The sequence below is a fragment of the Antarctobacter heliothermus genome, from assembly GCF_900188425.1.
In the GTDB taxonomy this organism is placed as follows: domain Bacteria; phylum Pseudomonadota; class Alphaproteobacteria; order Rhodobacterales; family Rhodobacteraceae; genus Antarctobacter; species Antarctobacter heliothermus.
Window position 1 is genome coordinate 1 of the sequence record NZ_FZON01000084.1, and the last position, 13,711, is coordinate 13,711.

At 65.9% G+C, this 13,711-nt stretch carries 14 protein-coding genes; 4 read left to right on the forward strand and 10 right to left on the reverse strand.

The features are described 5' to 3' along the window. Positions 1-277, reverse strand: a 277-nt coding sequence (locus CHB90_RS23900) for a transposase (RefSeq protein WP_170941114.1), incomplete at its 3' end; no start/stop codon positions are given. Between the two features lie 112 nt (positions 278-389). Here CHB90_RS23900 and CHB90_RS23905 point away from each other — a divergent pair. From CHB90_RS23905 to CHB90_RS23920, 4 genes are read left to right on the forward strand one after another with little or no spacing between them, the layout of a single operon-like run. Next, complete coding sequence (locus tag CHB90_RS23905; protein ID WP_089280263.1) at positions 390-1,808, forward strand: amidohydrolase family protein; 1,419 nt, start codon at positions 390-392, stop codon at positions 1,806-1,808. A 30-nt stretch (positions 1,809-1,838) separates the two neighbouring features. Beyond that, the gene (locus CHB90_RS23910) at positions 1,839-2,165 is read left to right on the forward strand and encodes a hypothetical protein (protein ID WP_085881061.1); all 327 of its coding nucleotides are present in this window, start codon (positions 1,839-1,841) and stop codon (positions 2,163-2,165) included. 21 nt (positions 2,166-2,186) lie between these two features. Next, the gene (locus CHB90_RS23915; RefSeq protein ID WP_085881062.1) at positions 2,187-3,590 is read left to right on the forward strand and encodes a serine hydrolase domain-containing protein; all 1,404 of its coding nucleotides are present in this window, start codon (positions 2,187-2,189) and stop codon (positions 3,588-3,590) included. A gap of 42 nt (positions 3,591-3,632) precedes the next feature. Continuing rightward, on the forward strand, positions 3,633-4,103 hold the full coding sequence (locus tag CHB90_RS23920) for a GyrI-like domain-containing protein (protein ID WP_085881063.1): 471 nt from the start codon (positions 3,633-3,635) through the stop codon (positions 4,101-4,103). A 57-nt stretch (positions 4,104-4,160) separates the two neighbouring features. On the opposite strand, the gene CHB90_RS23925 is transcribed toward CHB90_RS23920, so the two are convergent. The 9 genes from CHB90_RS23925 to CHB90_RS23970 form a co-directional block, all read right to left on the reverse strand. Continuing rightward, positions 4,161-4,958: a CPBP family intramembrane glutamic endopeptidase gene (locus CHB90_RS23925; RefSeq protein ID WP_085881064.1), complete on the reverse strand. Its 798-nt coding sequence runs from the start codon at positions 4,956-4,958 to the stop codon at positions 4,161-4,163. Beyond that, positions 4,955-5,911 carry a M23 family metallopeptidase gene (locus CHB90_RS23930; RefSeq protein ID WP_089280264.1) on the reverse strand — a complete coding sequence of 319 codons (957 nt, stop codon included), beginning with the start codon at positions 5,909-5,911 and terminating at the stop codon, positions 4,955-4,957. Before CHB90_RS23930 ends, CHB90_RS23925 begins: the two co-directional genes overlap by 4 nt. A 37-nt stretch (positions 5,912-5,948) precedes the next feature. Then, a complete protein-coding gene (locus tag CHB90_RS23935) occupies positions 5,949-7,913 on the reverse strand; it encodes a serine hydrolase domain-containing protein (protein WP_085881066.1) in 1,965 nt (654 codons plus the stop codon). Continuing rightward, on the reverse strand, positions 7,910-8,749 hold the full coding sequence (locus CHB90_RS23940) for a DUF6544 family protein (RefSeq protein WP_085881067.1): 840 nt from the start codon (positions 8,747-8,749) through the stop codon (positions 7,910-7,912). The genes CHB90_RS23935 and CHB90_RS23940 overlap by 4 nt, the downstream gene beginning before the upstream one ends. Positions 8,750-8,871: 122 nt before the next feature. After that, entirely contained in the window at positions 8,872-9,129 is a 258-nt protein-coding gene (locus CHB90_RS23945; RefSeq protein WP_085881068.1) for a hypothetical protein, read from the reverse strand. Between the two features lie 162 nt (positions 9,130-9,291). After that, positions 9,292-9,966 carry a YcbK family protein gene (locus tag CHB90_RS23955; RefSeq protein ID WP_089280265.1) on the reverse strand — a complete coding sequence of 225 codons (675 nt, stop codon included), beginning with the start codon at positions 9,964-9,966 and terminating at the stop codon, positions 9,292-9,294. Between the two features lie 73 nt (positions 9,967-10,039). After that, a complete protein-coding gene (locus CHB90_RS23960; RefSeq protein WP_075784372.1) occupies positions 10,040-10,327 on the reverse strand; it encodes a DUF6127 family protein in 288 nt (95 codons plus the stop codon). 19 nt (positions 10,328-10,346) lie between these two features. Continuing rightward, positions 10,347-11,423, reverse strand: coding sequence for a DUF2793 domain-containing protein (locus tag CHB90_RS23965; protein ID WP_089280266.1), 1,077 nt, complete (start codon positions 11,421-11,423; stop codon positions 10,347-10,349). Between the two features lie 10 nt (positions 11,424-11,433). Further along, positions 11,434-13,711 (reverse strand): baseplate multidomain protein megatron (locus CHB90_RS23970; protein WP_089280096.1); only part of this gene is annotated, 2,278 nt, incomplete at its 5' end.

The following is a 13,711-nucleotide window of genomic DNA, read 5'->3' on the forward strand; positions in this document are numbered from 1 at the left end:
AGTCGGGCACCGCCCAGTCGAGGCCGACCAGGCTCAGTAGGCTTTCAACGAACCCGGTCGTCTGCCGGAGCGCCATGCCGAAAAGGACTTTCATCGTCAGGCATGCCTGGATCGCGGCGTCGCTATAGAGCGGCTGCCGGCCTCGCTTGCCGGTCGGCGGTGGCACCCAGACCATGTCCGGGTCGAACCAGATCGTCAGGGAGCCGCGCTGCTTCAGCGCTTCGTTGTAGGCCGGCCAGTTCTTGGTCTTGTAGCTCGGCGGGATCGGTCTGCTCATGCAGGACAGCTACCACGCTGGATTCACGAGATGAATCCCTCAACCAGCCTTTGCGCAACAAAGCCATGCGACGTGGCTATGTTGAAAGCCCTATTATGTTTGGAGCACGAATATGAGACCGTTCATCTACTCGATCGCCATCGCCGCCTCCGCCCTGCCGGACCGCGCCGCGTCTGATGCATTTCTGACGAACGTCACGCTTGTCGATATCGAGACCGGAGCACTCTCCGAAGGGCAATCCGTGCTGATCGAAGATAACCGCATTGCAGATATCGGCCGGGACCTTTCCGCTCCGATCGGCTTTTCCCGGTACGAAGGTGGCGGCGCATATTTGATTCCCGGCCTTTGGGACAGCCACGTTCATATCTTCTCAAGCGCCACCGAACCCGACACGGCGTTGCCGCTTTACCTGATCAACGGCGTCACAGGTATCCGGGACATGGGCGCACTCTGGCCTATCGACGCGCAACAGGAGTTGCAGGCGCGGATCGAGGCGGGGGAGGTGCTTGGCCCACGCCTGATCCTGTCGGGCGCATGGGTCGACGCAACTCCGGGGTCGTGGCCGGGCATGTTCCTTGCCGACACACCAGAAGACGCGCGCGCGGTGGTGGACCGGATCGCGGCCGAAGGCTGGGCGGCGGTGAAGTCCTATTCGATGCTGGACGAGCCGACCTATCTCGCTCTGGCCGAGGCGGCGCATGAATACGATCTGCCGCTTGTCGGCCACATCCCCGAGCGCGTGGCACTTGGCACCGCCATCGACGCGGGCCAGGACGGGATGGAGCATTTCGGGCGGGTCGCCATGGCTTGCGCGACGGGCGAAGAGCGAATGCTGGAGGATGTGCGGCGCGTCATGGCGAACGGTGCCGATCAGGCGGCCATCTTTGAGGTTATGGCGGGGCAGAACCGGGTTATCCTGGAAACATGGGATCAGGCGCTGTGCGACGAGATGCTTGCACGTCTTGCCGCATCTGGGATGCACGTCAGCCCGACTCTCGTGGTCGCCGATTTCTACACCGGCAACTGGCCCGCCCCGGACGCCCCGCGTATGCGGATGATCCCGGCCGAAGTGCGCGAAGCCTGGGGCCGACCGGATTTCCGGCTGGAGGCGATGACGGATGAGGTGCGTGATCTGGCCGCGGAGTCTATCGCGCTTGACCGGCGCACATTCCTGATGACCCACAGGGCGGGTGTGCCAATCCTTGCATCCACCGATGCGTCCTTCGCCAACCCCTATCTGTTCCATGGGTTTTCGCTGCTGGATGAGCTGGACCTTTATGTCGAAATCGGCCTGACCCCGCGTGAGGCGCTCTACACCGCAACTGTTGCGCCGCCCCGGTTTTTCGGGCTGTCCGACCAGGACGGCACCATCGCACCGGGCCGCCAGGCCGACCTGGTTTTGCTCGACGCCAATCCGCTGGAAAGCCTCGCGACGCTGCGCCGCCCGCGTGCGGTAATCGTCGGTGGCGTTGTCCTTGACCGGGCGGCTCTGGACGCGCTTGAGGCGACGCTTCTGTCCGAGGGGGAGTAGGTGTGTGGCCCATCCGGACAGACGCGCGACATGCGCACGGTCATCACCGGCATCTTCTTGCCGGTCTGGCGCATGCGGGCCTATACAGTGATGGACAAGATCAATGTCTGGCGCGGCAAGCTCTGGTCGCGGCCCTTCTTCTGGGAGAACCTGCTGAGGGATGATCTGGCGGCGCGCCTGACTGACTTCGATCTACCTTTACCGCACCTATTTCGACCTGGTCAATGCGCCGGTGAGAGGCCTCTACACGTTCGAAAATTCCGCCCACAGCCCGCCCTTCGAAGAGCCCGGAGGGCCACAGCAATCCTTTTGCAGGTTGTCTTGCAAGAGACGAACACGCTGACAGACGCGGATTGAGGGGAGCCTTCGAGGAACAAAATGACCCATCAATCCTTGCTTTTCATTGCCATCATTGGCGCTTTTTCGATCAGCTCGGTCGTGGTGGGAGCGACTGCCTCAGACCGTCTCAGCGATACTGTACAGGCACGCATGGCAAGTGACGGCGTGCCGGGGGTTGTCGTCACCGTGTTGGAGAACGGCGCGCCGGTCTGGACCCGCGCCTTCGGCTACGCTGATCCTGCCACCGGGCGCGAGATGACGGTGGATGCGCTGTTCCGGGTCGAGTCGATCTCCAAGCCCGTCACTGCATGGGGCGCGATGCGGCTGGCCGAGACCGGGCGCCTCGATCTCGATGCTCCGATCACCGATTGTCTTACGAGCTGGCAGCCGCCCGAGAGCACGCCGCCGCTGACGTCCCGGCAGCTTCTGTCGCACAGCGCCGGAATCGGTCTTGGCGACTTCGCAGCCCGCTTTGCACCGGATGAACCAAGGCCCGAACTGGCAGAGCATCTGGCAGAGGATTTCGAAATTATTGCCGCCCCCTCAGCCGCGTTCGCCTATTCCGACACCGGCTTCAATCTGCTGGAGTTGGTTATAGAGGACTGCACGGGCGAGGATTTCGCTGTGTTCATGGCGCGCGAGGTCCTTTCCCCCCTCGAGATGGAACGCGCAGGCTTCGACTGGACCGGGTTCGAGATGCCGCTAGGGCATGACCTGCGCGGGCCGCCCGTCGCACCCTATGTCTATCCAGGCCGCGCTTCGGGCGGGCTGTTTGCAACGGCGGGCCATGTGGCGCGCTTCGCCGCAGCCGGGATGGCGGGCGCGGATCAACCGGTGCTTTCGGCGCAGGGTGTTGCGGCACTTCACCGATCAGTTGTTGCGGTAGACGGCCTCTTTGGCTTTGCGGCGGACGGCTACGCCCTCGGCCATTTCACCGAGACCCTTTCGGATGGGAGGCAGTCGGTTTGGCACGGCGGACAGGGCTACGGCTGGATGACCCATCTGCATCTGGTGCCCGAGACCGGAGACGGGATCGTGATCCTGTCAAACAGCCAACGCGCCTGGCCGCTGTTCGCCGCGGTACTGCGGGTCTGGTCCGAGAGCCTCGGCGTGCAGCCTGTGGGGATAACCCGCATCCTTTGGGCCGAAACCGCGGCGCGGGTCGCCATCGCGCTGCTGCTGGCCGGGGCGCTGCTTGCGCTTGGGGCCGTGTTCTGGCGTTGGCGGCGCGGCCCGACATGGCGCGGCGCGGCGGCGCTGGCGGGGGCCGCAGGCGTCGGTTGGCCGCTCTGGGCGCAGGCGCAGGACTACCTCTTCATCTTCTCGATCCTCCCCGGCCTCTGGCTCTGGCTCGCCGCTGCGTCCGGGGTGGCTGGCCTCTGCCTGGCCATGTTCGCAATCGCGCCCGGCCGGACGACCGCAGCAATATCGGACCAAGGATAGACATTACCAGAACGATCACGACAACATCAAAGGAGTGGATAGATGACTGAATACAAAATGGTAACCGTCGAACCCGCCGCTTACCTCTATGAGGAACGGACCTGCAGCATGGACCCGAAATGCATCAGCGAGGCCATGGGGTCGGCATTCCAGTCGGTCGCGAGTTTCATCGCGGACAAAGAAATCACGAGTGCGGGCAATCCCCTAGCGGTCTATGTCACCTTTGACCCGGACAAGATGCCGTTTCGCGCAGGTTTTGTGGTCTCTGAGGAGGATGCAAGGAAGGCCAAGGGCGATGTGAAGTGTGATGTCCTGCCTGATGGTGATGTCCTGAATTTCGTACACAGGGGCCCTTACGCAATGCTCCGTGACAGCTATGTCGCGATGATGAAACATCTTGAGGTGAAGGGCATGTCTGTCGGCATGCCAAGTTGGGAGATTTATCTCAATGACCCATCGACGGTGGCATCCGAAGCGGACCTCGAGACCGATGTCTATGTAACGGTCGCATAGCGCACTGGCACTGGTGGCACCCAAACTTCCCCGGCGGGGCGGCGGTCGCCGAGCCGCCTATCGCCGTGCCGCGTGCCAATTGGATCGCAGATGCAGCGCCGCTGCCAAGGCGACCGCCGTAAGCAGAAACTGAAACACGGTCTCGACCTCGGCAGATCGTGGCAGGACCTCTCCAGCGGCGTTGATCATGAAATGGAACACCACCATCAACAGGAGCGATCTGTCGGATGCCAGATAACCCCATGTCATAATGAGGGTTTTCATCAGGATCGACCAAAGGAAAAGCCACAGGACGGGTGGCCCGCCGAAGTCATCGTAGTATCCGTCCATTGCAAGCAGCGGCAGATGCCAAGCGCCCCATGCTGCTCCCAGGATGATCGACGCCACCACAGGGTCATGCCGGACGAGCAGCGCGTCGAGCCCGTAGCCGCGCCATCCGATCTCTTCCGGCAGCGGTCCGAGCAGAAAGATGAACGCGGCGTATCCGAGGGCCGCGGGCCAGGTGGCACCGGGAAGGGCAAGCGTGGGGCCGGTGCCACCACCGAGCATCAGGAGACCGTGCGCAAGAAGCGAAAGCGCCGGGATCAGCAGGAGTGTCGCCGCCCAGAGCCAGAGCGGTGCGCGACCGGGCTGCACCAGCCGCTGCCAGAGATCGCGCAAGCCTCGACCGGCGCTGTGTCGGTGCTGGAACCAGAGCCCGGCAAGGAGCGGGCCGACACCACCCAGGTAGATGAGCCATCGCCCCTTGCCGCTCCAGGGTTCGAGCCCGGTCAAGGCGGGCACCGACCAGAATGCCCATGTCCAGGCCAGTGCCGTGGCGAGAAACGCGAACGGCCGGTAGGCCGCAACGCTCATTGCGCCTGGCCCCGAAGGCGATCGCCGCGCACAAGAAAACGCCCATCAATGCGGATGGCCAGCGGGTCGCCCGAGATCGACGGCGCGCCTTCGGGTGCCGGGCGTTGTGCGTGGATATGCAGATGCGGCTCGGTCGAGGCGCCGGAATTGCCAACCTCGCCCAGCCGGTGGCCGACCTCTATCCGGTCGCCCGCCACGACCGCGATGCTGCCTTGTCGCATGTGCGCGAAAACGATCTCGGCCCCGCCACAGCGCAGAATGACATGGTTGCCGAGCCGGTTGACCTGATCGCTTTCGAGCACTTCAAAATCTGGCATGTCCGCCCTTGCGGCGGCCACCACCCCTGCACAGGGCGCGCGAAGCTCTGCCCCGAAAATCGCATAGGCCGCCGGGTCAGCGGGCTGCCAACCGCGGGCGCGCAGGCCCCAGGCGCCAAGTCCGAAGAAGTCCACTGCGTAGGATTGCCCGCGCCAGGGGCGGAACCGCTCGACGCTGGCATCCAGCGTCCGCATATGGCCGTTGACCAGAGTGTTGGATCCACCGTGCCCCACAAGATAGCGGCCCGGCCCGAAGGGATTGGAAATATCGACGACCTCGACCGGCGGCAGAGCGCGCCCGGAAAGCGCCTTGACCGCGTAGAAGCTGCCGAGCGCCAGAAGACCCGCCGAGACCACCATTGCCGACCACGCCCACGCGCCGTGGGGCAACGGCGGCCGGGCGGGCAGCGCAGACACTTGCCAGGCCACGATGACAAGAAACACACCCGCATATCCCCAAGGCAGCCACCAGACAGGCAGCGCCCATTGGGCGACGCGCGCCAACGCGAACAAAAGTGCCGCAATACCCGCAGCCTGCATCAGCCACCCGACCATAGATCCCGCCTGGAACAGGGCCAGCCACGCGAGCAAGGCCAGAGGCAGGGCGACCTGCACGAGCAGAACCACCGCCATCATGTCGAGACCTTCCAAGAATATGGCTTGCAGGCCGTCATCAGATCGGACCTCCGAAGGCCAGTCCCCAGTGGAGCATGAGTCCGGCCAGACCCACCAGCACAAGCGCGAAGGCAGTGTGATGCAGACGCCGCCACAACCCCCATCCCGGTGCGCGCCAGACGATGAGCAGTGTAGCCACAAGCGCCACGGACACCACGGCCACGACGTCGCCCATGCCAAGAAACACCTCAAACGTGCGTTGCGGCTGGTCGAACAGGAATTCCGACCCCAGCCGCGCCGCCACAAGCCCGACCGCCACCCCCGCAGCAACCAGACCCCAGACCGCAACCGCCCCGGCCAGTGCCACCGCCGCCGCCAGCGTTCCGCCCCGTGATCCGCCGCGCAGCCCGTGCCGCCACAAAAGCCCCAGAAACGTCGTCGTTGCCAGAAGTGCTGCCAACGCAAAACCCGCGCTCAGCCACACAGGGTCCGCCAACCCGCGCAGCCGTTCATGGGTATGCGCCCCGGTCCCGTCGGCAAGGCGCGCGACCTGTCCCTGCGCATCGCGGATCACCGTCACGCGATCGCCCTGCGCGTTCTGCCAAAGGTCGGGCGCGATGGGATCGAACCGCGACGGCATCGGTATTGTGGCCGTCGGCATCAGCAACGCGCCATCCGCCAGCGCGGTCACGTTCAGCGGCGAGAGCGCGACCAAGAGTTGAGCGGGGCCCGAAAACATCCGGCGGTTGGTCAGATAGCGGCCTGCTGCATCCGCAGCGCGCGCGGCGGCATCCGGCACGGGCTGCACGGTGTGAGCCTCGAGCCCGGCCTCGGCGGCAAGTGCGGCGAGGATCATGTTCGGGGCCAGAAAGGGCAGGCTCGCGCCTGTGCCCCCGTTCTGGGAGATGAAGACCCCCGCACCGATTTCGGGAATGAAAACGAGGTTCGAGATGAATTCGTTCACGCCGCCGCCGTGCCCATAGATCATGGTGCCAAAACGTGGTCTGGCCTGAAAGCCATGCGCCATATCCGCCGCGTGCGGTCGGTCGTCGAAAAGCCGTGTTCGCATCTGCGCCATCGTTTCAGTCTGCAACAACCGCGCCCCGTCCAGCGCTCCGTCGCCCATCAGGAACTGCAGGAAACGCGCCATGTCGGCAGCCGTGCTGGCCGTCCCCCCCGCCGGGCCGAACGCGCCGATATCGATGCGGAAGGCTGGATGTGCGATACCACCCTGTATCCGGTAACTGCGTGCCAAGGGCGGCTGATCCGGCTGTCGCAGGCGTTCGGCCAGTGTGGTTTCGTCCATGCCCAGCGGATCGAGGATGCGCTCCTGCACGAAATCCTCCCATGGCTGGCCAGAGACCTCCTCGACGATATGCCCCGCCAGTGCGGCACCCCAGTTCGAGTAGGACGTGACTTCCCCGCGCGCGAACACCTGCTCGGGAGCCGCAGCCGCAAGCGCCTGCGCACGGGGCAAGGCGGCGATGTCCTGGTCAAAGATCGCATAGCTTTCAGCAAAGCCAGCCCGGTGGCTCATCAGATGTGCAAGGGTCAGCGGCTCACTACCCGGCATCGCGAAGGTCGGCAGATAGCCCGACACATCTGCGCGCAGATCCAGTCTGCCTTCCTCGACCAGCATCATGACTGCGACCCAGGTAAAAAGCTTGGTGATCGAGCCGATCTCGAAGCGCACGTCGTCGGGAGTGACGGGCGTCCGATCGTCCAGATCGGCGACGCCATAGCCCCGCAACACCACCTCCTCACCGCTTACGACCGCCGCAATTGCGCCCGGAACCTGTTCGCTTGTCATGAACCCTTGGGCGAGCCCGTCCAACCGCGCGGCCAGCGCAGATACGGTGCTGTCTTGCTGTGCCGATACGCTTCCTGTGAAGGCGCAACAGATTGCAGCAGCCACGATGGTTTGGGTGAAAGACCGCCGACCTGCATTTACAGCCCGCCGTGCGATACAGGCTGCGGTATCTCGGCGCCCAGAACGCAGACAGGTTGCAAATCGAGCGATCATGGCTCACGCCGTGGAAATCGTATCTCGGTGACGTCAGCGAGAAAGAAGGGGAAATAATCATCGGTGCCGAACATATTCCCGGCCTCAACGCGGAACGGCAGGCGATAGCCCTCAACGTCCCTGAAGTCCGACATGGTGGCCCCGAACGGCTGCAGACGGTGGACCTTTTCGGGGTTGGCATTGCTCCAACGCTGAAAGGTGACTTCGAAAGGCCGCCCCTCTTCATCCACGGTCACGTCGACCGCCTGCTCCAGGTCTGTGTGCCGGATCGTCACCCGCGCAGTGTCCTCGCCCAACGCGTTCCAGGTTATACCGGGACCCGGCAGGAGGGCGGCCGGAGCCCAGATCACCGCCTCTGCCGCATAGCGCCCAAAGGCGGAACGGGTATGATCCGGATCACCACCAAGACGCCCCACCGGGATCAGTCCGAATATCCGAAACCGCGTCCAACTGCCGGAGTCTGATCCCGAGACGGGCATGCCGCCTCTGGTGCGCATCGCCCAGACGAACCCTTCGGGCGCTGCAAGTATCTGGCGGGCTTCCATCGGCTGATAGCGCGGATCGTCCTTGGTTCCGAGGCTGAACTGGCCGGTCATGTCGATCTCGGCGACCGGCAAAAGTGGAGTGCCCGGCCGGATCATGTAGGTAAAATACCGCGCCGCCGGCTCGGGCAGGTCAGAAACCATGCCCGGTTCGAACAGCTCTGGCGCGGTCGGTTGGATGGACGTCAGTCTGTCCCATTCTGCGCGATCGGCCCGCCGATCTGAAAGCGCAAGAAGCGCCAAAGCGCATGCGCCAAGAAGAATCGCGAGTAGAAGAGCAACGATGAAGTTCATTTTTACTGGCAATCCTGAGCTTCGCGGTTCCTTTTTTAATGAGAAAAAGTATGCAGCGTTATGACATAGGTCAATTTTCAGGGCGAGTCTGGATGTCGGGCCGCTTTTTGGCTCGATCGCAATCAATCACTTACACACGCTCGCGCCTGCTCCCGCAGGACCGCATAATCCCCCATCATCGCCACGACGACCGATCCGTCCGGCAACAGCAGCAATTCCACCGCCGCCCGCGCCTGCACCTCCCGACTATATTCCACGACCGGCGGACATGCCGCCACGCCACCCGTTTCAAAACCCACCCCCGCGCAGCCGGTCAACCAGCTCGTCACGATTACGAGGACGGCGAGCCGCCGCTTCCAGCATTCGGCGTTGTACGTCATTGGCTTTCTCCGTGGACTCTAAACGTTCAGCAATCCGCCCCGTTCGCTCTCCAGCGCGGCGGATCGATAGCAGGAACAGCAGGATGGCAAAGGCAATGGCTCCGTAGCGCAGCGCTGCCCGCGCCCATGGGCTGGCGATAATCCCACCGAACAACGCCCCGATCATCGCTGCCCCCGCTTCCAGTCATCGAGCCGCGCATAGACCGTGACCGCGATGCCCACGAAGGCCACGGCGATGAACACCCAGCGTAGCGTATCCAGATACGGCACCAGCGGCAGGATCGCCCCTTGGGTCTCGGCCAGGATGTCCTGCGCCACCTCGACGCCCGCCGCACCCAGCGTCGCCGCGCCAGCCGCGCCGCCTCCCTTCATGGTGCGGCTCTCGGCCAGCACTTCGCGTGCAGGCGGAGTCTCCGATGCGAAGGCAGTCGCCCGGACCGGGAACCGCTCGCCCCACTGCCGTGCGGGGCCGAGATCGACATGGATGAACCCCGATCGCGGATAGAAGCCGAAGCCGAGGAACCCGACCTCCCGCGCCGCCGCCTCGAAGGCCACCGGGTCGTGGTTCGCCATGGCGATGTCGAAGGCGGCGCCGTCGAGGTGCTTCGACCGGGTCGCGCCGCCGACGGCGCGATTGTGTTCCGGGCTGCGATAGGCGGAACGCACGATCAGCGGCTTGCCCAGCCGGTCGCGTAGCGCTTGCAGCTTGTCGAGCGCGGGTTCGTTGACCAGCAGCTTGCCGGTGCCCCGGCAGGCGATCTCGGCGGGGGAGAAGTTGGCCCAGCGCCAGCTGCTCTCAGGCACGTCGCGCCAATGGCGGTGGAATGTCGTCGTCATAGGTTTCCTCCAAAACGAAAAACCCGCCTCGAGGGCGGGTGCGGGTGAGCTGATGGTTTGGGATGGTGCGCGGCTACGGGCCGCCGCCGAAGATCTTCAGCTTGATGGCGATGCCCGCCAGCAGCGCCAGCATGACGCCGGTGGTGATCATGCGGACGGCGGTCTGCATGGCGGTGCGGCGCACCAGCCGGATGCAGTCGACAAGGGAGCGCAAATCGCGGATGTCGAGCGCGGCCTCGTCGCCGTCGAGCCCGACATCGGCCAGCGCACGCTTTGCGCCTTCTTCCGCCGCCCGCGTCAGGATCGCCTCGAACTCGGCGTCGGGCATGCGCACGAAGCCCTCGGATCGGGGTGGGTTCATCGGGTCCTCCTTCCGCAGCTCAGCCAATCTTGCAGCCCCAGAAGGACGTGTGGTCGGCGGCGAAATAGCCGTCTGCCGCGCGGAAGGTGCCCTGCAGCTCGACCGTGTCGCCCGAGGTAAGGACGGCCATCGTCTGCAGCCAGAGCGCCGTCGATTCAGAGACGTGCGCCCCTGAGATCTCTCCGGCCGAGCCCCGCATCTCGGTCGTCCCGTTCAGCACGAGCCGTCCGCGCATGCGTGCGTTCGTGCTGGAATTGATCTTGTAGAGCAGCGTCGCGCCGAAGAGGTAGGTGCCGGCCACAGGCGTCACGAAGCGATTGTTAGCGGCGTCGAAGGCGGCCTGATCGTTGTAGTCGGTATTGTTGATCCCGATCTTCGTCCAGGTGTCGATGCCGACATAGTTGTCGTAGTTGGTGTAGCCCTTGAACCGCGGCAGCCGGGGCTGGTCGACGATGCCGTTGGCGTTGTCGACGATCAGCCCGTCGAAGAAGGTGCTGCCGTCGGCCGAGACCGCGAGGCGGAACCGATCGGAGCCGAAGAGCCCCACCAGCGCCTTGGTCACGAAGCCGGTCTGCAGCGTGAGCCCGAGATCGTCGCCCGCGGCTTCCTTGTTCATGGTGTAGAACAGATCGCCGGTCCCGCCCTCGGCAACGGTCTTCGCCGTCCAGAGCGCCGCGTTCAGCTTGGCCGAGAACGGGTTCGACGCATCCGCCGTCGTGCTGAGCCCGAACAGCGCCATGTTCTGCAGCGCGGCCGGGGTGGTGCCGATCCAGTTCGCGCCATCGTAGACCAGCAGCAGGCCCTCGTCCTCGACCCACGCCCGCCAGCCGGTGCGCGGCGGCAGGCGTAGCCACGCGCCCTCGGTCCAGAGCGCGACGTTCAGGTCCCAGCCCGCCCAGTCGCCCGTCGCACCCGAGCCGACGATGTAGCGGTCGCCATCGGCGGGGCTTCCGGGAGGCGCGGTCGGGTCCCGGTCGAGCACGGAGAGCTGGACGAGCCCGTCGAGGAGCCGCAGCGCCTCGTTGTGCGTGACATGCTTCTGGGCCTGCGCCGCGAGGATGTAGGGCAGCAACAGATGGGTCGTGGCGTCGGACATGGGATGGCCTTCAGAACGTGAGCGTGACGGTCTTTGGCGCGCCCCGCCCGATCAGGGCGGAGAGCTGGAAGATGCGGACGTCGAGCGTGTCGCCGGGGCCGAGCGGCGCGCCCCAATCGGCGCTCTGCTGGGCGGCGGTGTAGATCGCGCTGGTCGTGGCGGTGCTCAGCACCCGCTTCACGGTGGCGCCGTCGAGGATCTCGACCTCGTAGGCTTCCAGCTCTTCCGCCAGTGACACCTCGACCGCGCCCCAGCTGTCGGCAGCAAGCGCGCGTGACCTCCGCGTCCAGCGGATCGTCAGGTCGCCGGGCGTCCGCGGCGTTCGCCACGGTTGCGCGACATGGGCGACGGAGAACGGCCGCAGCCCGGCGCCCGTTGGCGTGAAGGCCTGCGCCACATAGGTCTCGTCGCTGACCGGACGGCTCGCCGGGCCGATACGCCAGTTCCACGGGATGCCGAGATCGGCCTCGGCGATCGGCAGGGACGCCAGCGCGGTGTCCAGCACGACGACCCGCCCGCCCGCAGGCGCCGGGTTACCCATCGCACCCTCGGTGCCGCGCTGGCCGCGCAGGAGCCGGGTCAGCCGATACCGGCCGGGCGCCAGAAGCTCCGCCGCGCCCGCCTGCACGATCTCCCAGACGCCGGGCGCGCTCTCGATGGCGAGCGCGTTGGCGCCGCCGAACAGCGTGAGGTCGGTGACGCTTTCCAGCGTGCCGGTCAGCAGATCGACCACAAGCGCATTGCCGAGATCGAAGCGCGACGTGTGCCCCGCGTAGAGGTCGGAGACCAGCATCCCGATCCGGGCGCGGCTGCCGAAGGTGGTCACCAGCTCGAAGCCATCGGTCGACGGGCTGCGGAACACCGCCATCTCGCCGGGCCAGGGAACCGCGTGCGCGGCGACCAGCGGCCGATGCGCGGGCTGGTCCTCGGTCAATTGCGGCAGGTCCATCAGCACCGCATCCGGCGCGCCGAACACGACAGCACGCGTCAGCGACGCCGCGCGGGGATCGCCGGGCGGCAGATCGTAGGTTGCCCGGTCCTCGCGGACCGCCTCGATCCCGCGCGCCTCGGCGTCGGCGATGGAGACGAGCCGCAGATCGACCAGCCGCCCGTCATGCTCCAGCCGGATCGCGTCGGCCGGGTCGAGCGCGAGGCGAGAGGGCGGCAATCGGAACGCCGCCGTCTCGCGTCCCACCCATGCCTCCATCAGGGCACGGCGGCAGCGCCGCTCGGCCTCCTCGGGCGGCACCGCCATCGGGAAGGACTCGGAGGCGATGCGGGTCGTGTCCACCGTGATGCGCCGCGCCTCGACGAGGGCCGCGTCGTAATCCTCATCCGCCCGCGCGACCTGCCATTTCAGGGCTTGCGGCAGTTCGGTCTCCTGGCCGCGCGTCAGTTCCAGCACGTCGCCCTCGCGGGCGGCGACCAGATCGTCGTGGACGAGGGTGGCGACAGAGGCCCGGCCGCGCATGACGAAGCGGATCACGCCCTCGGTCTCAACGGCGTCGAAGCCGAAGTGGCGCGACAGCGTGGTGATCGAGGCGCGCGGGCTTTCGAGCGCGGTGATGGCGTAGCCCTCGACCGCGCCCCAGAGTCCGGAGACGTCGATCCTCGCCTCGGGCAGCCCGGCGCGCAGGCAGAGGTGCCGGACGAGTGCGGCGAGCGACGCCGCGCCCAGCCTTCCGGTCAGCCAGTGCCCGAGCCGCCAGTTCGCCCCGTCCGTCCAGACGTCGGTCAGCGCCGGGAAGAACGGGTACGGCCGCGCGTCCCATGTCCAGGCGGCGCATTCCGGCACATGCACCATGCGCGCGCCGTAGACCGAGGACAGCGGGTTGTTGGCCGGGGCGCCCCACCAGAGATAGGTCGCCTCGAGATACGCGCGCTGGATCGCGTCGTCCCGCCAGCCGCGCGAGAAATGCGGCGTGAAGCTCTCGGACGATTTCGGGTCGAAGAACACGTTGGGCTGGTTGGTCCCCCGGTCGATGGCGGGACAGCCCAGCTCGGTGAACCAGATCGGCTTCGACTGCGGTACCCATGCGGTGGGCGTCCCGCTTTCCACCCCGCCCGGGCGGTTGTAGTGCGGGTTCGACCACCAGGCGCGCAGATCCTTGTAGCGGAAGACCCATGGCTTGCTGGCGGCGCCATCCGTGATGGCCGTCCGAACCTGCGAGGTGCGATCCGCCGCGCTGGCATAGAACCAGTCGAAGCCTTCGCCGCCCGCGATGTTCGCCTGCAGATAGGCGCGGTCATAGATCGCGGGCCAGCCCTCGGCCCCGTCGAGATGCTCG

Coding starts and splice junctions, on each gene's coding strand:
- CHB90_RS23960 (WP_075784372.1), bottom strand. CDS start 10,327: ATGAACCCACCCCGATCCGAGGGCTTCGTGCGCATGCCCGACGCCGAG.
- CHB90_RS23905 (WP_089280263.1), top strand. CDS start 390: ATGAGACCGTTCATCTACTCGATCGCCATCGCCGCCTCCGCCCTGCCG.
- CHB90_RS23925 (WP_085881064.1), bottom strand. CDS start 4,958: ATGAGCGTTGCGGCCTACCGGCCGTTCGCGTTTCTCGCCACGGCACTG.
- CHB90_RS23920 (WP_085881063.1), top strand. CDS start 3,633: ATGACTGAATACAAAATGGTAACCGTCGAACCCGCCGCTTACCTCTAT.
- CHB90_RS23930 (WP_089280264.1), bottom strand. CDS start 5,911: ATGATGGCGGTGGTTCTGCTCGTGCAGGTCGCCCTGCCTCTGGCCTTG.
- CHB90_RS23940 (WP_085881067.1), bottom strand. CDS start 8,749: ATGAACTTCATCGTTGCTCTTCTACTCGCGATTCTTCTTGGCGCATGC.
- CHB90_RS23955 (WP_089280265.1), bottom strand. CDS start 9,966: ATGACGACGACATTCCACCGCCATTGGCGCGACGTGCCTGAGAGCAGC.
- CHB90_RS23910 (WP_085881061.1), top strand. CDS start 1,839: ATGCGCACGGTCATCACCGGCATCTTCTTGCCGGTCTGGCGCATGCGG.
- CHB90_RS23915 (WP_085881062.1), top strand. CDS start 2,187: ATGACCCATCAATCCTTGCTTTTCATTGCCATCATTGGCGCTTTTTCG.
- CHB90_RS23965 (WP_089280266.1), bottom strand. CDS start 11,423: ATGTCCGACGCCACGACCCATCTGTTGCTGCCCTACATCCTCGCGGCG.
- CHB90_RS23945 (WP_085881068.1), bottom strand. CDS start 9,129: ATGACGTACAACGCCGAATGCTGGAAGCGGCGGCTCGCCGTCCTCGTA.
- CHB90_RS23935 (WP_085881066.1), bottom strand. CDS start 7,913: ATGATCGCTCGATTTGCAACCTGTCTGCGTTCTGGGCGCCGAGATACC.